This is a genomic window from Brevibacillus sp. GCM10020057 (assembly GCF_042683565.1).
In the GTDB taxonomy this organism is placed as follows: Bacteria; Bacillota; Bacilli; order Brevibacillales; family Brevibacillaceae; genus Brevibacillus.
In genome coordinates this window covers 445353-465844 of record NZ_JBHUJW010000043.1, presented here as the reverse complement: position 1 = coordinate 465844, position 20492 = coordinate 445353, and the positions used below count along the sequence as shown (strand labels likewise).

General features: G+C 54.5%; 18 protein-coding genes. 2 read left to right on the top strand and 16 right to left on the bottom strand.

Translation table 11 applies throughout. The features are described from left to right. Positions 1-10 precede the first annotated feature (10 nt). From ACFSO0_RS15920 to yneA, 3 genes are all read right to left on the bottom strand, one after another. A complete protein-coding gene (locus ACFSO0_RS15920; protein ID WP_376881837.1) occupies positions 11-2251 on the bottom strand; it encodes a HelD family protein in 2241 nt (746 codons plus the stop codon). Positions 2252-2398: 147 nt separating this feature from the next. After that, entirely contained in the window at positions 2399-2596 is a 198-nt protein-coding gene (locus ACFSO0_RS15915) for a DUF896 domain-containing protein (RefSeq protein ID WP_376881836.1), read from the bottom strand. An 84-nt stretch (positions 2597-2680) separates the two neighbouring features. After that, on the bottom strand, positions 2681-3034 hold the full coding sequence (yneA, locus tag ACFSO0_RS15910) for a cell division suppressor protein YneA (protein ID WP_376883223.1): 354 nt from the start codon (positions 3032-3034) through the stop codon (positions 2681-2683). Between the two features lie 166 nt (positions 3035-3200). Between yneA and lexA the strand changes: the two genes are divergently transcribed. Beyond that, entirely contained in the window at positions 3201-3824 is a 624-nt protein-coding gene (gene lexA, locus ACFSO0_RS15905) for a transcriptional repressor LexA (protein ID WP_376881835.1), read from the top strand. Between the two features lie 201 nt (positions 3825-4025). On the opposite strand, the gene ACFSO0_RS15900 is transcribed toward lexA, so the two are convergent. Then, positions 4026-4511, bottom strand: coding sequence for a DUF456 domain-containing protein (locus tag ACFSO0_RS15900; RefSeq protein WP_376881833.1), 486 nt, complete (start codon positions 4509-4511; stop codon positions 4026-4028). 286 nt (positions 4512-4797) lie between these two features. On the opposite strand from ACFSO0_RS15900, the gene ACFSO0_RS15895 reads away from it, so the two are divergent. Next, positions 4798-5460: a hypothetical protein gene (locus ACFSO0_RS15895; RefSeq protein ID WP_376881831.1), complete on the top strand. Its 663-nt coding sequence runs from the start codon at positions 4798-4800 to the stop codon at positions 5458-5460. 254 nt (positions 5461-5714) lie between these two features. On the opposite strand, the gene glnA is transcribed toward ACFSO0_RS15895, so the two are convergent. From glnA to cotE, 12 genes are all read right to left on the bottom strand, one after another. After that, entirely contained in the window at positions 5715-7049 is a 1335-nt protein-coding gene (glnA, locus tag ACFSO0_RS15890; RefSeq protein WP_376881830.1) for a type I glutamate--ammonia ligase, read from the bottom strand. A 36-nt stretch (positions 7050-7085) separates the two neighbouring features. Further along, positions 7086-7496, bottom strand: coding sequence for a MerR family transcriptional regulator (locus ACFSO0_RS15885; protein WP_376881828.1), 411 nt, complete (start codon positions 7494-7496; stop codon positions 7086-7088). A gap of 152 nt (positions 7497-7648) precedes the next feature. Continuing rightward, positions 7649-8929: a methionine gamma-lyase family protein gene (locus ACFSO0_RS15880; RefSeq protein WP_376881826.1), complete on the bottom strand. Its 1281-nt coding sequence runs from the start codon at positions 8927-8929 to the stop codon at positions 7649-7651. Between the two features lie 8 nt (positions 8930-8937). Next, positions 8938-10230, bottom strand: a complete 1293-nt coding sequence (gene hflX / locus ACFSO0_RS15875) for a GTPase HflX (protein ID WP_376883221.1) — start codon at positions 10228-10230, stop codon at positions 8938-8940. 47 nt (positions 10231-10277) lie between these two features. Then, a complete protein-coding gene (locus ACFSO0_RS15870) occupies positions 10278-11234 on the bottom strand; it encodes an AAA family ATPase (RefSeq protein ID WP_376881824.1) in 957 nt (318 codons plus the stop codon). A gap of 186 nt (positions 11235-11420) precedes the next feature. Next, entirely contained in the window at positions 11421-11660 is a 240-nt protein-coding gene (gene hfq / locus ACFSO0_RS15865) for an RNA chaperone Hfq (protein WP_007719110.1), read from the bottom strand. A gap of 29 nt (positions 11661-11689) precedes the next feature. Further along, positions 11690-12649: a tRNA (adenosine(37)-N6)-dimethylallyltransferase MiaA gene (miaA, locus tag ACFSO0_RS15860; RefSeq protein ID WP_376881823.1), complete on the bottom strand. Its 960-nt coding sequence runs from the start codon at positions 12647-12649 to the stop codon at positions 11690-11692. After that, complete coding sequence (locus tag ACFSO0_RS15855) at positions 12646-13431, bottom strand: class I SAM-dependent methyltransferase (RefSeq protein ID WP_376881822.1); 786 nt, start codon at positions 13429-13431, stop codon at positions 12646-12648. The genes miaA and ACFSO0_RS15855 overlap by 4 nt, the downstream gene beginning before the upstream one ends. Positions 13432-13597: 166 nt before the next feature. Continuing rightward, positions 13598-15742 (bottom strand): DNA mismatch repair endonuclease MutL, encoded by a 2145-nt coding sequence (gene mutL / locus ACFSO0_RS15850; protein ID WP_376881821.1) that lies wholly within the window; start codon positions 15740-15742, stop codon positions 13598-13600. 9 nt (positions 15743-15751) lie between these two features. After that, complete coding sequence (mutS, locus tag ACFSO0_RS15845) at positions 15752-18343, bottom strand: DNA mismatch repair protein MutS (RefSeq protein WP_376881820.1); 2592 nt, start codon at positions 18341-18343, stop codon at positions 15752-15754. A gap of 77 nt (positions 18344-18420) precedes the next feature. Then, complete coding sequence (locus ACFSO0_RS15840) at positions 18421-19689, bottom strand: putative amidoligase domain-containing protein (RefSeq protein WP_376881819.1); 1269 nt, start codon at positions 19687-19689, stop codon at positions 18421-18423. 123 nt (positions 19690-19812) lie between these two features. Beyond that, positions 19813-20373 carry an outer spore coat protein CotE gene (cotE, locus tag ACFSO0_RS15835; protein WP_376881817.1) on the bottom strand — a complete coding sequence of 187 codons (561 nt, stop codon included), beginning with the start codon at positions 20371-20373 and terminating at the stop codon, positions 19813-19815. Positions 20374-20492 lie beyond the last annotated feature (119 nt).

Genomic DNA, 20492 nt, shown 5'->3' with positions numbered 1-20492 from the left:
TAGAAAGGACTTACGCCCGGGTATATAGTTCGTCAGGCAGCTCTTGCAATAGCGCCGGCACGCTGCCCTCGATATGCGTCATGACCAGCCGGTGCACAGGGCGTGTCATCGCCACATAAAGCAGCTTGGCATCCCGTTCGGAGTCCGAGTACAATTCAACGTCGATTAAAATGACCACATCAAATTGCAGCCCTTTGGTCAAAAAAGCCGGCATGACGGTGACGCCGCCTGGAAACTGGCTGTCTTTGCTGCTAAGGAGTGTAAGCTCAGCGACTTTGTCCTGCAACCCTTTGAATGCTTTTTTGCTCGCCCCAATTGTCTTGGTGACGATCGCAATCGTCTGGAAGCCGCTTGCCTGGAACGAAGCGACGCGTTCGGCCACGTCCTGCCACAGCTCGGTGCGAGTTTCAGCGATGACCATGACAGGCTTTTCTCCGTGACGCAGGACCGGCTTCGCAAGCACCGTCTCGGGAAGCTCGATTTGCCGCAGCACTTCATTGGCGCAGCGCATGATCTCAATGGTCGAACGATAGCTTTGCGACAAAGTGTAATAGGCAGGCCGCATCGTTTGAAAAACGCCCGCAGTCAGCTCCTCCCAGGCGTGAATGCCGCGGTACGAATGAATCCCTTGGGCAATATCCCCGACGATCGTCAGCGACTGATTTTTCGTCGCCAATGCAACGACTGCGATTTCCAGCGCGCTCAAGTCTTGCGCCTCGTCGATCACGGTATGGTCGAAGTGCTCCGCTTTGCTCATCCCTTCGACAATGTGCTGCAAGTAGAGCAAAGGAGCAATATCCTCGGTCTCCAGCCGCTCCTCGGCAAACAGGGCGCGGGAAGATTGGCAGACATCACGCAAGACTGCATCGTCGACTTCGTGAGAGACCAGTTGCCGCAGCAGGCTCTCCTCCGTCATCAATTCCTTGTAGGCAGCAAACACATCGAGCTGTGGAAAGGAAGACATGTACTGGTCGAGAATTTGCTCCAGCATCTTTTCAAACCTGGCCAGACCCTGTTTGTCCAAATCAATCTTCATCTCTCGCAAATGCGCGAACATCTGCTTGTTCATTTCCTGCTTGAGATGCTTGCGCAGCGCATCCAGCCTGCGTTGGTACGGCAGGTTGGCAAATTGCTGCAGAAAGCTCTGGCGGATGAAATCGCCGCTGATCGTAAAGACTTGCTTGGTTTTGCTGTATTGAAAGCTCAGCTTTTTGAACGGAATCCTCGTCTCGATGACGAAGCGGATGTACTGCTCCAGCGCATCCTTGCACGCAAGCGAGCCTTTGAAGCACAGCCTGTTGCGCGCAAGCTCCTGCTCCCGCACGTCCTGTCCGTCTTCAAAAAACAGCGAAAGCGGTTTGTCCGGGCTAAGGATTCTCCAGCCCTTGGGCAAAAGCGGCTTGACGAGGCGTGCAGCCCAATCTACGAAGGTCGATTGCTGGACATCATCCACGCCCAATTCCGGCAAGACGTCCGAGATGTACGTAAGGAACATCCGGTTAGGTGCAAACACCATGAACTTTTTCGACATCATCGTATCCTGATAGTTGTAGATCAAATACGACAGCCTGTGCAGCGCAATGGTCGTTTTTCCGCTGCCTGCTACCCCCTGGACGACGATGGGGCGTTCTTTTTCTGCCCGGATAATGTCGTTTTGCTCCGACTGGATCGTCGCCACGATATCTTTCAGACGGCTGTCATTGGTCTGATTGAGATTGGCCGCGAGAAACTCGTCGATGAAGCCTTCCTGCAAGAAATCGTCGGGATCGCTCATTTCCCGATGAATCGTTTCTTTTACCGCTCCGTCGTAGATCCCTGTGATTTTCCCGTTTTCGATGGCAAAATTGCGCTTCAAGGTAACTTCCCCACGCACAATTTCTCGTCCCATCCGGTAAAAAGCATCCTTACTTTCCCCGGAGTAATACAGACTGGCAATTGGCGCCCTCCAGTCCACGACGACCGAGTCAAACGTGTCACTGCGCACAATCCCCCGTTTGCCTATGTACACCTGATCGAGTTCGTATACTTCGTCTTTCAGAAAATCAACCCTGCCAAAGTAAGGCTTCTCGCGCCCCTGATCTTCCAGGTATCGCAAGTCTTTTGCCTTTTTGGAATTCACGACCTGCTTTACGTAATCGTCCGTCGCTTCCCGAATATCCTCGCGCAATTGCGCGATTTCCCTGTCGATGATCGCGATCGTTTCATCGAGCTTCTTCTGTTCCTGTTCGTAATCCCGATGCTGGGTACTCATACCCGTCCCTCCCCTCGTTCCTCGCTATCAAACGGCTGGCTCCACTGACAGCCAAGCAACATGTAACTCAAACCCGCTCCCCGATTTCGGAATAAAAAGACATCCCGGCGTCAAGCAAGGATGTCTTTGTTATCAACACATGATATCTTACTGTTTTCGGTCATTTTCTTCAAGGTCTTCCACATAGCGGATCGAATCCAGATTCGCCTTCAGCGACATCTTTACGGCGTCGATATACTTTTGGCGAAGCTGCTTTTGTTCGAACCTTTCTTCATCGGTCAACCCGGATTCCTTGGATTTTTTCGCCAATTCATTAATCCGCTTGATTTCTGCATCAGATACCACGACCGGTTCCTCCCCACCTGTAAGTAATGCCGCTCCATTATACCACAACATGTACACGACGCAAGCAGATCGGACACCCGCCCCTCACTCGGCAGCGGCTGCAAGCGGAATCTTCAGGTTCTGCCCGGGATAAATGATCACGCTCTCCAGCTCGTTCGCCTCCCGGATCGCCGTCACAAGCTCAGCCACATCCATGTGCGCCTCTTCCTGATAACGGGTCGCCAGCCTCCACAGGCTGTCTCCTGCCCGCACCGTAACCTCTTTTACCGGCAATGCCTCTTCAGTGCCAGAAGCAAACACCAGTTCGGTCAGCAAGTAAAAAAAGAGAGCGAAGGTGGCGAGGAACAAAATCGCATGACCTCGAGTGATCCCCAATCTTGCGCGGCGAAGCGGCTTTTTCTCGACTTCCTGTTTCTCAAAGCGGTTATGTACAGTCATGACAGACACATGAATCCCTCCTGCAAACGTACGTTCTGTTTTCTTGTTTCCATCATAAAGGAGAACGTATGTTCATGTCAACAAATAATCGAACTTATGTTTGTCGAACGCAAGCTCCCATGGTATAATATAGGAAAACATGTTCGAGAAAACCGAGGTGTCTTCTATGTCAAAACTATCAAATCGACAGCAGGCTATCATTGATTTCATCCGGAAAGAAGTGCGCGACAAAGGATATCCGCCTTCCGTACGGGAGATCGGAGAGGCTGTCGGACTTGCATCCAGCTCTACCGTCCACGGACACTTGGCTCGCCTGGAAAAGAAAGGCTTGATCCGCCGCGACCCTACCAAACCTCGCGCAATCGAGCTGTTGTCCGAGGATGACCGCTTCCAGGATGATTTTGAAGATTCCGTGGTTCGCGTGCCCGTCATCGGGAAAGTCACAGCCGGACAACCGATCACCGCGATTGAAGATGTAGAAGAGTACTTCCCGCTTCCGGAAAATATTGTTACCTCGGACAAGGTGTACATGCTCCGCGTCTCCGGAAACAGCATGATCGAAGCTGGCATCCTCGACGGTGATTACGTGATCGTGCGCCAGCAGAACGTTGCTAACAACGGGGATATCGTCGTCGCCATGACAGATGAAGACGAAGCTACAGTCAAGCGCTTCTTCAAAGAGAAAAACCACTTCCGCCTGCAGCCGGAAAACGCGACGATGGAGCCGATCATTCTGGACTCTGTCACCGTTCTGGGCAAAGTCATCGGCGTCTACCGCCTCATCCACTAATCGCATAAAAAGGAAAAAGGGCAGCTGAGGCTGTCCTTTTTTCTTTGAAATAGACGTGGCGATTTTGTTATTTCCGTCAATTATGCAAACGCCGTCACTTTTATCTAGGTCCACGACCTGTCACAAAGTCCGTTGGCGTTTTGACCAGCCGCCGCGCGACTTCCTGCCATCGCCGACACAGCCGCAAACTTCCGGCTGTCCTTACATCGCCAGGAAGAACCAGATGATCATCGTCACCTGCAGCACCACTTTGACCACGGCGCTGCCAAAAAACCCGACCAGCGAGCCGAAGCCCGCCTTGATCGCCCGCTCCAGCGGCTGCTGTTGCACGAACAACTCAACCAGGACGACGAAGACGAAGGGCAAAATGATCATGCCCAGCGGCGGGAAAGCAAAAATCCCTATCAGAATACCGAGAACTGCCGCCAGCGAAGACCATTTCGAGCCGCCGTATCTCTTGACGAAATACATGTTCGTAAGCAAGTCCGCCCCGTATAAAAGCACGCTCATGGCCGCCATTCCCCACCAAAACGACGCAGGCAGCTCGGACCCCGGTTCCGCGATGAAAAACTGGTAGAGCAAAAATCCTCCCCACAACAATATCGTATCCGGCAACACCGGGAGAAAAATGCCTGCGATGCTTAGCACGAACAGTGCCGCGACAAGAACCCACAACAAGATTTCCACAGCCACCCCTCCTCTTTGTAAGGTATACGTGTGACGCTCGGTTTCGTTGCAGCTTCATCTGCAATCGAGACATCCCCACAAACGGACTTTGCAGAACCCGTTGCCACAGTTTCGGGATGTAGAAAGTGTATACCGTCGCACTCTGTCATCATCCAGTTTCCAACCGTTTTTACTTACGCGAATGACTCATCCCTCATAGAGTAGTAACCATTTTTTTCTTACGCGTATTTTTGTCCAATCTTTCATCGCTCTATCAGAATATGTTATCGCGTGGAGGTGATTCAAGTTGAGTAAAGAAAAAGCGAAGGAGAAACATCTTGACATTCCCGCAAAGGAAACTTCGTCCAACGAGCAGTATAAACAAGCCTACGCAGATATGACCGATCTAAATGATGCCGCAAGCGCTTTTTTCCGAATCCCGGTTTTTTTCAGCCATCAGAACCTGTTTACTCTCGGACCGCCGCAGCCCCCGTTCTCTCAGGAGCAACAATTTATCATCCGAATGTTCAAGGAAATCAAGAAGGTACTTCTGTTTCCCAGAACGATCCCGAATACCGACCAGTACCCGAATACTACCCTGGAAAATATCCGCACGATGATCAACTCCAGTTACGGTACGGCAGCGGCTCTACTGAAGCCAACAAGGTCAACTGCTCAAGGCGAACCTTATTCCCCTTTCTTGCAGATTGAACCTGCAATGGCATACCAATACGGACTTCCATTGCTTCTGGTTAAGCAAGATACCATTTCAGCAGGAGGGATTTGGGGTGATGTGGGGCCACTTGCTCCTTTTACTCCGCTCATATGGTTCTCTTCTTCCGGGGTAACAGTGGATGAGTTCTTTGACAGCGTCCAGTGGAAGGAAGCATTGCAGAACTGGGCAGGGCAAGTGAGAAGTGGTTACTTTATTCAAACAGGCCCTGAATTTAAGTATACCTGCAACGACTAAACGAAATGCAACGAGTCAATGCGATGGAAATGTTCGACCGTCCCCGGGTTAATCCCGGGGTATTTGTATTGTGAATATCTCAGAAGTTTACGACCACATCACCAAGAAAATAGGAAGCGATCACATGAAGCACATATGCAATAAGATATTCGATTGAATTTGTGGGTGCCGCCAAAACGACCGATACTTTTTTGACTTCACCCACAAAAGCGAAAAAACCCCTCGCACCAGACGGCACAAGGGGTCAACGCTTTTTAGTAAGTGTTCATGTACTGCTCGCGCTCCCAATCGTGGACGCGTGTGCGGAACATATCCCACTCGATTTCTTTTGCTTCGATGAAGTGCACCAGTGCGTGCTCGCCCAGGGCTTCGCAGATGACCGGGTCTGCTTTCAGGCACTCGATCGCTTCTTTCAGCGTAGCTGGCAGGCTGTCGATGCCGTTTGCTTCGCGGTCTTGCTCGTTCATCACATAGATATTGCGGTCCACTGCCGGAGGAGCCTGCAGCTTGTTTTTGATGCCGTCGAGACCTGCTTTGAGCATGACAGCCAGAGCCAGGTACGGGTTTGCAGCCGGGTCCGGGTTGCGCACTTCGATACGAGTGCCCAGGCCGCGGGAAGCCGGGATGCGGATCAACGGAGAACGGTTTTTCGCAGACCAAGCCACGTAGCAAGGAGCTTCGTAACCAGGAACCAGACGTTTGTAGGAGTTTACCAGCGGGTTGGTGATCGCTGCAAAACCGCGTGCGTGCAGCAAGATCCCTGCCAGGTAATGCTTCGCTGTTTCGCTCAAACCGAGCTCGTCAGACTCATCGTAGAATGCGTTGACATCGCCGCGGAAGAGAGATTGGTGAGCGTGCATACCGGAACCATTTACGCCGTACAGCGGCTTCGGCATGAAAGTCGCGTGCAGGCCATGCTGACGAGCCACTGTTTTGACAACCAGCTTGAAGGTCAGGATTTGGTCTGCTGCTTGCAGAGCATTCGTGTATTTAAAGTCGATTTCGTGTTGGCCTGGAGCCACTTCATGGTGGGAAGCTTCGATTTCAAAGCCCATTTTTTCCAGCGTCAGCACGATATCGCGGCGGCAGTTTTCACCCAGATCAAGAGGAGCGAAGTCGAAGTAGCCGCCTTGGTCGTTCAGATCAAGAGTAGGTTCGCCTTTATCGTCCAGTTTGAACAGGAAAAATTCTGGCTCTGGACCGACGTTGAACGCGGTAAAGCCCATTTCCTCTGCTTCTTTCAGGACGCGCTTCAGGATTTGGCGAGGGTCACCTTCAAAAGGAGAGCCGTCCGGCATGTAGATGTCACAGATCAGGCGAGCCACTTTGCCATGCTCGTTGCCCCATGGGAATACAACCCATGTGTCAAGATCCGGCACCAGGTACATATCGGATTCTTCGATGCGAACGAAGCCTTCGATCGAGGAACCGTCGAACATCATTTTGTTGTCGAGGGCTTTGGGCAGTTGGGACAGAGGGATTTCAACGTTTTTGATAACCCCCATCAAGTCCGTAAACTGCAGACGGATGTATCTTACATCCTCTTCTTGTGCCAAACGCAAAATGTCTTCTTTTGTGTACTTGCTCACATTTCTCTCCTCCTGTCTCTAGGTAAACATTTTATATCAGTGGAAGAAGCGGGAAAGCTCTCCACGTATCAATGCATCCTCGCCGTAGCGGGAGGCATTGCGATACATGATCTGTTGCTTCAGCAGCTGGTGCAGGTCTTTTTCGGTCATTTCCTTGCGTTTTGCTTCGGAAGTCACTGTGATTTCAGAAGGAGTCTCGACAGGCATCTGCATCTGCAAAACTTGTTTGATGCCGGCAATGTTCAAGCCCTTTTCAATCAATGCCTTGATTTCCAGCAATCGATCCACATCGTTGAAAGAGAAAAGCCGCTGTTTCCCTTCGGTGCGGGCTGGCCGAATGAGTTCGTTTTGTTCATAGTAGCGAATTTGCCTCGCAGTAAGATCTGTCAATTTCATGACAATCCCAATGGGAAAGAGGGCCATATTCCGACGAATGTCATCACTCATGACTTGTCCCTCCACAATTATTTTCCTCACGCTCTATTCTATGCAAGAGAACATTCCCTGTCAACAGATGTCAGAAAATATTACGTGTCAAGGGACAAAAAAAGCAGCGAAGGGGGCATTGGACCTCCCTGCTGCTTCTCTTCTTCCATGCGTCAAGCGCCCTCGGGTATATCGAGCAATCCTTTTTCCAGCAATCCGTTCAACGCCGTTAAAATTCCGACTTTCACGTGGGAATATGTCAGTCCACCTTGCACGAACCCGAGATAAGGCGGACGAATCGGGCCGTCTGCTGAAAATTCGATGCTCGCTCCCTGGATAAACGTACCCGCTGCCATAATGACCGGGTCCGCATAGCCGGGCATCTCGCTCGGATATGGCGTCACGTGCGAATCGACAGGCGCTGCCTTTTGAATACCTTGGCAAAAGGCGATGAGCCGCTCTGCGGAGCCGAATGCGACGGACTGGATAAGGTCCGTGCGCGGTTCATGCCAAAGCGGGTTGGTCTGGAACCCGAGCCGCTCCAGCAACGCCGAGGAGAACACCGCGCCCTTCAAGGCCTCTCCCACCACATGCGGGGCGAGGAAAAAGCCTTGGAACATTTCCAAGAGCGAGTAAAGCGAAGCGCCTCCTTCCGCCCCGATCCCCGGAGCCGCCATCCGGTAGGAAGCAAGCTGGACGAGCTCCTTGCGTCCCACGATGTACCCGCCAGTCTTGACCAGGCCGCCCCCAGGGTTTTTGATGAGCGAGCCAGCCATGATGTCCGCGCCTACGTGCAGCGGCTCCTGCTCCTCTGTAAATTCCCCGTAGCAGTTGTCGACGAATACGATTACGTCGGGCTTCATTTCCTTCACGAGCCGGACCATCTCCCGGATTTTGGCAATGGTAAAGGATGGCCGGTCCGCATAGCCGCGCGAGCGTTGAATTCCGATCACCTTCGTCTTGGGCGTGATGGCATTCGCCACCGCCAGGAAGTCGATTTCTCCTTCCGGTGTCAACGGCACATAGCTGTAGCCGATCCCGTAGTCTTTCAGGGAGCCTTGGCCTTCTCCGCGGACGCCGACGACTTCCTCCAACGTGTCGTAAGGCTTTCCGGTAATGTAGAGCAGGTCGTCGCCCGGGCGCAAAATCCCGAACAAGGAAATGGCGATCGCGTGCGTGCCGGAAATGATGTGCGGACGCACGAGAGCGGCCTCTCCCCCAAACACGTCCGCGTAGATCGACTCCAGCGTGGCGCGGCCGGAGTCATCGTAGCCGTAACCGGTCGACGGCGCAAAGTGAAATTCATTGACTTCATGCTTTTGAAAGGAACGCAGCACGCGCAACTGATTGGTATCGACGAGCGCTGCAATCTGTCTGTGCCGCTCCGAGATCATCGCTTCCACTTCCATTACAAGTGGCCGGAGCTTCTCGCCGTGCGAAAAATAGTGAAACATCAGCTATCTTACCAACTCTCTTCTGCAGTCTCTGGTTTGTCCAGGAGGAAAGGAGCGATCCGTCCGTAAATCGGATGGTCGCGGTTCACGCGCACCGTTACACGGTAGGACTCTTCCTCTTCATCAAAATGCTGCTGCATCTCGACACCTTCGCGATGCAACAGCGACAAAATATCGCCGCGCTCGACCGGAACTTTCAGCACCATTTCCTGGAAAGATTCCAGCGCGTACGACTCGATCCGCTTGAGCAGACGCTTCTGATCTTCCGGGCGCATCGCCGAGATCAAAATCCACTCATCCGCCGGCGGCAAATACGTGCCCTCGGACATGAGATCCGCCTTGTTGAACACGACGAGCTGGGGGATGTCGTCTGCTTTCAGCTCGCGCAAGATCCGGTCTACCACTTCCATGTGAATTTGCAGATCGGGGTGGTGGCTGTCGACGACGTGCAGGATCAAATCCGCTTCCTTCACACCTTCCAGGGTAGAGCGAAACGCCGCGATCAGACTGGTCGGCAAATCCTGAATGAATCCGACCGTATCTGTCAGCAGCACTTCCAGCCCCGAAGGCAGAGTGAGCTGACGGGTGGTCGGATCAAGAGTAGCGAACAGCTTGTCTTCCTGGAGAGTGTTCGCATTCGTCAGCTGGTTGAGGATCGTGGACTTGCCGGCATTGGTGTACCCGACCAGCGCGACCTGAAAGACGTTGTTCTTTTTGCGTCTCTCCCGATGCAGCTGGCGTGTGCGTACCGTGTCCGCCAGCTGCTGCTTCAGCTCACTAATCCGCCTGCGGATGTGACGGCGATCGCTTTCCAGCTTGGTCTCACCAGGCCCCCGCGTCCCGATCCCACCGCCGAGACGGGAAAGCTGTTTTCCCTGTCCCGCCAGTCTGGGGAGCAGATAGTTGTACTGCGCCAGCTCCACCTGGATTTTCCCTTCGCGCGATTGTGCGCGGCCAGCGAAAATATCGAGGATCAACTGTGTCCGGTCGATGACCTTGCAATCGAAGAGCCGGTCCAGATTGCGGGTCTGGCTCGGGGAAAGCTCGTCGTTGAAAATGACGACATCGACGCCCAGCTCCTCTGCACGTTGGGCAAGCTCATCGATTTTTCCGGTCCCCAAATACCAGGCAGGGTCAATCCTGTCCCGGTTTTGCGTGATGACATCCAGCACTTCCACGCCAGCCGTGTCAGCGAGCTCTTGCAGTTCCTCCATCGACAGGCGCATGCGCTCTTCATCACGATTATCCAAAAGGCAACCGACCAATATGGCGGTCTCCTTCTTTTTGATCAGATCGTTCACCGATTCACGCCCTTTCATCCCTATCATACCACATTTTCCCGCATTCGTTACGAGGCGGCCCAGACAAAATCCTCCGGCTGCAAGGTCATGATATCGTCCCTCGTCAGCTCCTGCACAGCCAGGAGGCGGACAGCCTGCTTGCGGATCGCTTGCTCCAGTGCGTTGCGCACGTACCGCGCATTGCTGAAATTCGTCTCGAACACATCCTGGCGCATCCGGGTCAAATGCTGCCGCAGCTTTTCCCGCGCACTCGCGGACAGGCGGTACTCCTTGCCTTCCAGCAGGCTGTCGGCGATCCTGACCAGCTCATCCACCGAATAGTCCGCAAAATTCAGATGGATGGGAAAGCGGGAAGGCATCCCGGGGTTCAGCTCCAAAAACGCCTCCATCTCCTCCGTATATCCGGCCAAAATGCAAATAAAGTCGTTCCCATGGTCTTCCAGAGCCTTGGTGAGGCAGTCGATCGCTTCCTTGCCAAAGTCTTTCTCGCCGCCGCGGGCCAGCGAATACGCTTCATCGATAAACAAAATGCCGCCGAGCGCCTTTTTGACTAGCTCGCGAGTCTTTTGCGCCGTATGCCCGATGAACTCGCCCACCAGGTCGGCTCGTTCCACCTCGATCAGATGCCCTTTGCTTAATATCCCCATTTCCCGAAATATTTTCCCGAACAAACGGGCTACCGTCGTCTTTCCGGTCCCCGGATTTCCTTTGAATACCATGTGATACACTTGCTTCTCCAGCTTCAGCTGATGCTTCTCCCTTTCCTTGTTGATCCGCAGCAGAGCATGAATTTCATACATCAGCTTTTTCGCTTCCGAAAGCCCGATCAATCGCTCCAGTTCATCAAAGGCCGCCACCACATTGCCAGGAGCAGTCGTGCGCACGCGATCAGCCAAAGTCTCTGGCTGCTTGACTCGCTCCGGTCTGTGAAACACTACCTGGATTCGGTGCGGTGCCTTATCCTCGATCGTATCGACTGAAGGTTGATATCCCGACGGTTTCACATGCGTTCACCTGCCTCTTGGTCATACATTAGTATACTCATGAACCAGGTAAACCTGCCCTAATTTTTTCCCCCACACGTCAAACGGGCAAAGGAATCGCCTTTCGCGTCCTTTGCCCGTTTTCTATGCCCGTGATGAAAGCCTGGATGAGCCAGCTCCAGGCATTTTGTCCGATCGCGATTCGGTTTACTGCTGGTTGTTCTCTTGCGACATCAGAGAGACAGGGCGCTGCGGGGTAAACGTGGAGATCGCATGCTTGTATACGAGCTGTTGTTTGCCTTCGCTATCAATCACAATCGTGAAATTATCGAATGCTTTAATGTAGCCGCGCAATTGAAATCCGTTCACCAGGTAAATGGTAACCGCGATGTTTTCTTTCCGCAAATGATTCAAGAACGTATCTTGAATGTTGATCGTCTGTTTCATGTTCATTACCCCCTAAAAGGACTTGTATGTTATATATTCGGCAATTGTTGAAACTTTCCTGCCAATATTTGCTTGATAGTTTGCACGTTGTTTGACCTCTCTGCCGGGTCTGTCATGTCAAACCACTGAATTTCAGGCATGCGGCGGAACCAGGAGAGCTGCCGTTTGGCAAAGTGGCGTGTTCGCTGCTTGATGTCATTGATCGCCTTTTCCAGCGTGATCTCGCCGTACAAGTACGGGATCAGTTCTTTATAGCCCAATCCTTGCATGGAGATGAGCGTAGCATCGTATCCGCGATCCAGCAGCTGTCTCACTTCTTCTACCAGCCCGGCCTCGATCATCAAGTCTACCCGATGGTTAATGCGTTCGTACAGCTTTTCCCTCTCCATCGTCAGGCCTATCATGACCAGGTCGTACGGAGAATGCTGCGCCCGCAGCTGAAAGTCGGACATTTTGTACCCGCTGCACTCGTAGACTTCGAGCGCGCGGATCACCCGTTTGACGTCATTCGGATGCAGCCGCTCTGCCGTGACGGGATCGACCTGGGCCAACCTGGCGTGAAGCGCTTCCACTCCTTCGGTATTTGCCAGCTTCTGCAACCGTTCGCGGAGCTCGGGATCGGATGGCGTCCGGGAAAATTGAAAACGGTGGGTTACCGATTCTATGTAGAGACCTGTCCCTCCCACGATAAAGGGCAAATGCCCGCGCTGATTGATTTCCGTAATCAGCCTAGTGGCACTTTCCTGAAATTGGGCGACAGAATATTCGTCACGCGGTGAAATAATATCAATCAAATGATGCGGTACCCGCGCCAACTCTTCGGGCGACGCCTTTGCCGTGCCGATATTCATTTCACGGTAGACTTGCATGGAGTCACCGGAAATGATTTCTCCCTGAAACTGCTCCGCCAGCTCCAGGCTAAGTTCCGTTTTGCCTACGGCTGTAGGACCGATAATGACAACGAGCTTTTCTCTCTCGTGCAAGGTCACTCCCCTCCACCTATCTCTTTGTAGCTGTACACGACTTGCTGGCCGCGAGAGCGAAGCGGGGTAAAACCCAGCCGCTCGTGGAGACGGCCTGATTTTCCTTCTTTTAAGACCACCCGTTTTTTGGCTACGCGCATTGCTTCTTCAACCGCTTCGAGGCGCAGCGTCTCGCGGTTGGCGTACTCGCGGACACCTGCGATCCCTGTCGAGCTCTGGACGGTCACCTCGAACATCGGATCAAAATAGACGACGTCGACAGATTTCTCAGGCATTCCCTTCAGAACATCCAGATGGTTTCCGCAGCGAACCTCGATGCGTCTCATCGCCTGCTGCAAAACAATGTCATCCGACGACCAGCGCTTGAGACCATCTTCGACCAAAATGGCCAGAACCGGTTCGGACTCAATGCCGATGACGTGCCCGCTTTCACCTGTCGCATGGGCAAACACGATCGAGTCGGCCCCAAGTCCCATGGTCGCATCCACGACACGATCGCCTGGTTGAATTTGGCAAGCAACGAGCATAGAATCAGTATCGCCGCGCACCAGCCGCTTTATACGAAAGGCAGAAGTGTTCGGATGAAAAAAGAACGGCTTTTTTCCCGGCACTTCCAGACGGGCGCCACGGGCAGATACAACCAGCACTTCTTCGTCGCCATGCCGTCTCCGCAATTCCATCAGTGACAAATCTCCTCGCGGGACGACGGCCAGTCCAAACCGCTTGGCCAGTTCCGCGGCGTGGCACAAGGTTTCCGTGCATGGCTCAAGCCCGGTAGTAATGATCATGTGTCGGTTCCTTTCCTTGTGTGTTCGTCCCAGATGGACGGAAACTCTTTTATTGTACGCAGGATTAATTTGGAGAGTCAAACAAATTCTTTGATACCGAAGCAGACCGCTCCTTTACACAAATATCCCCAGGAAATGTCCTGAGGATATGCGGCGCACGCCTGGATTACATGACCCGTTTGAACATTTTTTCCAGATCGTAGCTGCTGAAATGGATGACGATCGGTCTGCCGTGCGGACACGTGAACGGACTGGTCGTCTGGCGCAGCTGGTTCAGCAGACTTTCCATTTCGGCATGCGTCAAATAGCGGTTCGCTTTGATCGAGGCTTTGCACGACATGAGAATCGCTGCTTTTTCCCGCATCTGAACCACGTTTGCCTGCATGCTCTCTCCCGCCTCCAGGACGAACTGGATCAGCTCCTCAATCACTTCGATTTCCGCCCCTTCCGGAAACCAGTGCGGATGCGCCCGGACTATAAAGGTGCGCCCGCCGAACGATTCGATCTCCAGGCCAAACGACTGCAATAGCGGCAAGCGCTTTTCCAGCTTGCCGGCTTCCGCTGTGGTCAACTCTACCGTGTGCGGAAACAGCATGATCTGGCTGGATACGCTCTCTTCTTCGAGCTTCGCCATGAAATATTCGTAAAAGATCCGCTCCTGGGCGGCGTGCTGATCGATCAGGTACATGCCCTCGTCGTTTTGGGCGACGATGTACGTCCCGTGCACTTGTCCGACCGGGTACAGCAGTGGGACGGCGGATTCTTCTTTGTCCGAATCTGCTGCTCCCGATTGCTGCAGCTCTCGTTCGGTTTGCTCCCTTTCTGCTGGCAAAGTCGTCATCGCGGATGGCAACGGTGCGCTCATCCCCTGTGATAGACTTGCTGCAGCATTTGCTGACGGAATCGTCTGTTGATTCTCGAATTCGTTGCTACTGGCCACTCTTTCATCAATTTGTCCGTTCTGCACGGACATTTCTGCAACTGGGTGCTTGCCGGATTGCATATTCTCCAAAGAAGTCGTGCCCTCGTCAGCCGTTCGCACCGATGGTTGAGTCATGCCGCTTTGCTGGTCGGCTTGGAGGTAGCTCGCCATTGCCGGTTCTTCTTTAACCACAGCCGCCTCTTGTGCGGCTGGCAGCGCATCCGCCTGCTGGGTACGCACCTGATCTTGCTTGGCCATCCACTCGCGCAAACGCGGGGAAGCATCCAACGAGGGGGAAAGCGTGGCGGCGGGCTTCGGCAGCTGCAAATCGAATTGCGGTTGCACAACCTGCGTCACGACTTTTGCTTTTGGCGCTGTCGCCATCGGGCGGACGATGCCGAGACCTTGCCGCAGCGTATCCCGCACCGATTGCTCGATGGCGCTGCACAGCTCGTCTTCCTTGCTGAAACGCGCCTCCAGCTTGGCCGGATGGACGTTGACGTCGACGAGTGTCGGGTCCATTTCGATCTGGAGCGCGACGATGGGAAAGCGTCCAATTGGCAGAAGCGTATGGTAGCCGCGCATGATCGCATTGTTCAGGGCGAAGCTGCGCACGTAGCGGCCATTGACCAGCGTCGACAGGTAAGCACGGTTGGCGCGCGTCACCTCGGTCTTCGAGACGAAACCGCTCCAGCGGAAATCGAGCGTCTCCCCGGAAACCGGGAGCAACAGCTTGGCGACCTGCACGCCGTAGATGGCTGCCATGACGTGCAGCAGCTTTCCGTCCCCAGATGTCTGCAGGAGCGTCTTGCCGTTATGCGTCAGCGTAAAGGAAATCGACGGATGGGTCAGCGCCAGCCGATTGACGTAATCGGAAATATGACCGACTTCCGTGGCGATGGACTTCATGTATTTCAGGCGAGCCGGCGTATTGTAAAACAGGCTGCGCACGCAAACTTCCGTTCCTTTGGGCGCCGCTACGTCCTCAGCCTCGCCGAGCTGCCCGCCTTCGTTGGTCAGGCGCGTACCGACCTGGCCGCTGGAAGGATTGCTGATCAGCTCGATCCGGGAAACCGCAGCGATACTGGGCAGCGCCTCTCCGCGAAAACCGAGTGTGCGGATGCGGAACAGGTCGCGGGGAGAGCGGATTTTGCTAGTCGCATGGCGCTCAAAGGCGAGACGGCAGTCCTCCCGATCCATGCCCTGGCCATCGTCGACGATGCGGATCAGCTCGAGACCACCCTCCTCGACATGCACTTCAATGGCGGACGCCTGGGCGTCGATGGAGTTTTCCACCAGCTCCTTCACGACAGAAGCCGGACGCTCCACCACTTCCCCGGCGGCAATCATATTCGCGAGATGTTCGTCCAGCACTTGAATTTTGCCCATGGTCTCCTCCTACTTCCCGTTTGCCTGCCCTTGTTTCAGCTGTTGCTTCCAGGCGAACAGCTTCATCATCGCGTCCATCGGGGTCGTCTGGTTCAAATCAAGCTCGCGCAGCTCGGCCAAAATCGCCGTTTCCTCGTCCGACAGCAGCGGAGCCGCTTCTTCCTTGACCGCTGCCACGGGTGCGGTCCAGAGCATGTCCAGCGACATTTGCACTTCTCCTGCTCCTGCGCCGCTCCCTGCTTCCAGCCCGGCGAGAATGATGCGCGCCCTCTCGATCACCCATGTCGGCAGCTCTGCCAATTCTGCCACGTGAATCCCGTAGCTTTTATCTGCCCGACCTTCCTCGATCTTGTGCAGAAACAGCAGCTTGCCGTCCCGCTCCTCGCACCGCGCATGGACATTGACGACGCCGCGCATCGTCTCCTCCAGACTGGTCAGCTCGTGGTAGTGCGTGGAGAAAAGCGTCTTTGCCCCGATCTTTTGGCAAATGTACTCGATGACGGCCTGCGCCAGGGCCATTCCATCGTAGGTAGACGTCCCCCGGCCGATTTCGTCCAGCAAAATCAGGCTTTGCGCGGTCGCCTTTTGCAGGGCGTGCTTCGTCTCCAGCATCTCGACCATAAAGGTACTGTGACCGCCGACGAGATCGTCTGCCGCCCCGATCCGCGTGAAAATTTGATCGACGAGCGCCAGTTTTGCCGACTTGGCAGGGACGAAGCAGCCGATCTGCGCCATCACCGTGATGAGGGCGATTTGCCGCATGTACGTGCTCTTCCCTGCCATGTTCGGGCCGGTAATCAAGAGGACCTGACGCTTCTCCTGGTCCATCCGGGCGTCGTTTGCCACGTATTTTTCCCGCTCTAGCACCGCTTCGACGACAGGATGGCGACCGTCGATGATCTCGCACTCGCCCGTCTCCGTCAGCTCGGGCCGGGCGTACCCCCGCTCATCGCTGACGGTCGCAAAAGACTGCAGCACGTCTACAGCGGCGATGCGCTCTGCCAGCCCCTGCAGGCGAGGGATGTGCCGGGCCACCTCCGACCGCACAGCGATAAAGAGCTGATACTCCAGCTCGATCATTTTCTCTTCCGCTTCCAGGATGAGCGCTTCCCTCTCTTTCAGCTCCGGCGTGATGTAGCGCTCCGCATTGGCGAGCGTCTGCTTGCGCTCGTAGCGGCCGGCCGGGACATTGGCGATATTCGCTTTCGAGACTTCGATGTAATAGCCGAACACTTTGTTGAAGCCCACTTTCAGCGAACGAATGCCCGTCGCTTCCCGCTCGCTCTGCTCCAGCTGGGCAATCCACGTCTTGCCGTCGCGGCTGGCCGAATGGAGCTTGTCCAAATATTCATCGTACCCGGTGCGGATCATCCCGCCCTCCCGCACAGAGATCGGCGGATCGTCGACCAGTGCGGATTGCAGGAACTGGACGATATCCGCACAATCATCCATCCCGGAAGCGAGATCTTCCAGAACGGGAGACTGTGTCAGCGCCAGCAGCCGCTTCAGCTCCGGAACTGCCTCGAGCGAGTAGCGCAGCTGCAGCAGGTCACGGGCGTTGGCATTCCCATAAGAGATGCGTCCTGCCAGCCGCTCCAGATCGTACACGCGGTCCAGGCAGCTGCGGACGTCGGACCGCAGGAGCAGGTCTCCTTTCAACGCCTCCACCGCATCCAGCCGGGCTTGCAACTCGTTTGCCCGCAGCAGCGGGCGCTCGATCCATCTGCGCAGCAGTCGTCCGCCCATGGCGGTTTCCGTCCGATCCAGCAGCCAGAGCAGCGATCCTTTTTTGCTCTTGTCCCGGATCGTCTCCGTCAATTCCAGATTGCGCCGGGAAAAGCTGTCCATCTGCAAATACTGTCTCGCGTCGTAACGTTTGATCAGGCGCATGTGGGCAAGACTGCGCTTTTGCGTTTTGCCGATGTACGAGAGCAGGGCATTGACCGCTGTACGCATCACAGCATCCAGTTCTCGGGCTTGCTCCTCGTACTGGGTGTCGACGGCGAATGCATCAAGCTCGCGCGGCTCCATCACGGTATGCGGAAGGGCCGTTTTCGGGATCGCGGAAAGGCCGCAGAACACCAGTTCCTTCGGGCGGTACTGCAGCGCCTCGTCAATGACAGACTCGCCGCTTCCGACCAGCGAAGTCACGTACATTTCCCCTGTACTCATGTCGCAGGCGGCAATCCCTGTCCGTCCGTCCAGCTCCGCCACGGCAGCCATGTAGTTGTTTTCCTTGTCCGTGAGCCACTTGCCTTCCATCATCGTCCCGGGTGTAACCACGCGTGTCACTTCACGTCTGACTACACCCTTTGCTTCTTTCGGGTCTTCCACTTGCTCGCAAACCGCGATTTTGTAACCTTTTTTCAACAGCTCCGCTATGTAACCGTCTGCCGCGTGATGGGGCACGCCGCACATCGGAATTCGCTCGTCCACGCCGCCATCCCGGCCCGTCAGTGTAATTTCCAGCTCGCGCGAAGCCAGTACGGCATCCTCAAAAAACAGTTCGTAAAAGTCGCCCAAGCGGAAAAATAAGAAAGTATCCGGATAATCTTTTTTGATCGCCAGATACTGTTGAATCATCGGTGTATACCCTGCCATTGTATTCTTCTCCTAGCCTACCAATCTCGACAGTAATTATAACATGTTTCGCAAACAATGTTGAATGGAGTCGCCTGCTAGACAAGTCCCCATGTCTTCCGCAAATCTACCGAGGCAGGCCATTTGTCGTGCATCAGCAGATAGGAAAAATAGCGGTCCAGATGCACGCGGGAGAGCGTGTAGCCAGGCAGCTCCGACAGCTCTTTCCAAACTCTCCTGACGTACGGGATGAGCGCGGATTTCTCCCCGCGGTAGTACGCCTTGATCAAAGAAAGCTGCAAATGAGGAGCAGCCTGCAATTGCTCCGCTGATGTGACGACCAGGCGGGCCAGGTGAAAGAGACCCCGCGTGACATCCGGATGCACGAGCCAGCTCGGCAGAGTTCTGTACTCGAAGCCGTACTCCTTTTCCCGCACGTCGCCCAAAAAACCGTACCGCTTGCGGCGCATCAGGCAGCCTTCATCCTCGACGAGCACGAGCGGCATGGCCAAATACGCATCCAGTTTGCGGCGTAAAGAATAGGTCGGGGTCACTCCGCCGAAGTGAATGTGTCCGCCGATCGGATAACCAGCGAACGGCATCCCGCCTGCCACCCATTCCAGCGCCGGATTGCTGATCTTTTTGCCAGCCAACTGCAAGGCATCCCTTACGTGAAAAAACAGTTCATCCGGATCTTCGGAGGGCGCTGGCCGAAGCTCTGCCACCGGATGCTGATGCATGGCCAGCTCTTCCCGATAGCGCGTCGTATCGCAGCCGACTGTTCCGTTTACTCTCAAATAGTCAGAGGCGAGTGCCATGCTCCCGTCCGGCTTGCGAAGGGCAAATTCGGGATCGGCACCCAGTGACGCGAGCTGCTGCTTGTGGACAGCCATCTTCGCTTCCCACCATTGCCGTGCTTTTTCCAGATGATGATCGGCGGAGTGCATCGGCCAATCCGGATCAACCCGCACTACCTTGACCCGGTGCGCAGATGCCGCCATGATCGTTACTTGCCCCGCATCGACCCCTGCAGCGTACAGACTACGGGCTGCTACGTTTTTCACCAGATTGATCTCCGGGTCCTGCGAGGGGAGAGGCACCTTTTCCAACTCCGGCTCTGCCAGCCGCTGCAGCAGCCATTGCGGGCTTTCCGCGCTGCGCTCGATCTCCAGTACATGGTCCTGATACAGGCTGATCCGGTACGTCCGCCATCCCGGCGGGGCGCTTTTGCCCGAAGTGACCGGAATGCCGCTCAAGCGAAGCAGCCATCTTCCCACTTCCGGCTTGCGCAAATACTCAACCGCTTCCTTGGCGTTGGCAGTCATCGGCTGCAGCAGTCCGCCGTCCTGTTGTTTGCGTAGAAGCATACCATCCACTCTCCCTCGCTGATCTTCTGTATCTTATGTAAACGCCCAGAAAAGAGTGTGCAGGCAGCTGCCGCCCCCGCATTGCCTAAAAAAAGAAAAAAAGAGGAGATCGTTCTCTCCTCTTTAGTCAAGCTCATCGAGCAATGTGGCTGAATCGAAGTCATCGAATTCATCGCTATTCTCTTCGTAGTCGCCAAGCACATGGAAATCTTTGTCGTCGCAATTATTGCAGACAACGACGCAAACTTTCGTTTCCCCAATGATTTCTACGGCAAACTCGCTCTCTACTTTGACTGTAATCGTGCCTCCACCACTCAACTCGGCTCTGACGCACTTCGGCTGCTCCACGGCGCGAGCAACGATTTCCAGATCGCCTCTGCAGTTTTTGTCGAAGAACGTTAGCGGAACGAGTACGGAGAACTTGACAGTTTCCCGCTTGACTTCGGTTTGCGTGTTATTTGCAAACGAGAACCACAGGTTGACGTCATACGTACCAGATACTTCAACCGCGTCTCCGACTTTCTCTGCCTGGAAGTTCGTGTTTATAATCCAGCATCCGAGGATCGTCGAAGGAGTTTGCGACGGTATGATGGTGTGGGTGGTAGTAGAAAATTTATGGCCTTTACCGCAGACAGCTTTCGCGATGAGTTCCCGGCACTGTAGATCTTTGTCTGTACCCGACATTTCGTTACCTCCTCCATACAACGTTTCTGTACATTTGTATGCAGGGCATTCGGCTAGGGTGCAAACACCCACCCGATTTTAGGAAAAGTCGCGCTGCGGCTCATCGCGCCTGTCGTCAG

Coding starts and splice junctions, on each gene's coding strand:
- mutS (WP_376881820.1), bottom strand. CDS start 18,343: ATGGCAGGGTATACACCGATGATTCAACAGTATCTGGCGATCAAAAAA.
- ACFSO0_RS15840 (WP_376881819.1), bottom strand. CDS start 19,689: ATGCTTCTACGCAAACAACAGGACGGCGGACTGCTGCAGCCGATGACT.
- cotE (WP_376881817.1), bottom strand. CDS start 20,373: ATGTCGGGTACAGACAAAGATCTACAGTGCCGGGAACTCATCGCGAAA.
- ACFSO0_RS15920 (WP_376881837.1), bottom strand. CDS start 2,251: ATGAGTACCCAGCATCGGGATTACGAACAGGAACAGAAGAAGCTCGAT.
- mutL (WP_376881821.1), bottom strand. CDS start 15,742: ATGGGCAAAATTCAAGTGCTGGACGAACATCTCGCGAATATGATTGCC.
- ACFSO0_RS15855 (WP_376881822.1), bottom strand. CDS start 13,431: ATGATCATTACTACCGGGCTTGAGCCATGCACGGAAACCTTGTGCCAC.
- hfq (WP_007719110.1), bottom strand. CDS start 11,660: ATGAAACAGACGATCAACATTCAAGATACGTTCTTGAATCATTTGCGG.
- lexA (WP_376881835.1), top strand. CDS start 3,201: ATGTCAAAACTATCAAATCGACAGCAGGCTATCATTGATTTCATCCGG.
- yneA (WP_376883223.1), bottom strand. CDS start 3,034: ATGACTGTACATAACCGCTTTGAGAAACAGGAAGTCGAGAAAAAGCCG.
- ACFSO0_RS15880 (WP_376881826.1), bottom strand. CDS start 8,929: ATGTTTCACTATTTTTCGCACGGCGAGAAGCTCCGGCCACTTGTAATG.
- ACFSO0_RS15885 (WP_376881828.1), bottom strand. CDS start 7,496: ATGAGTGATGACATTCGTCGGAATATGGCCCTCTTTCCCATTGGGATT.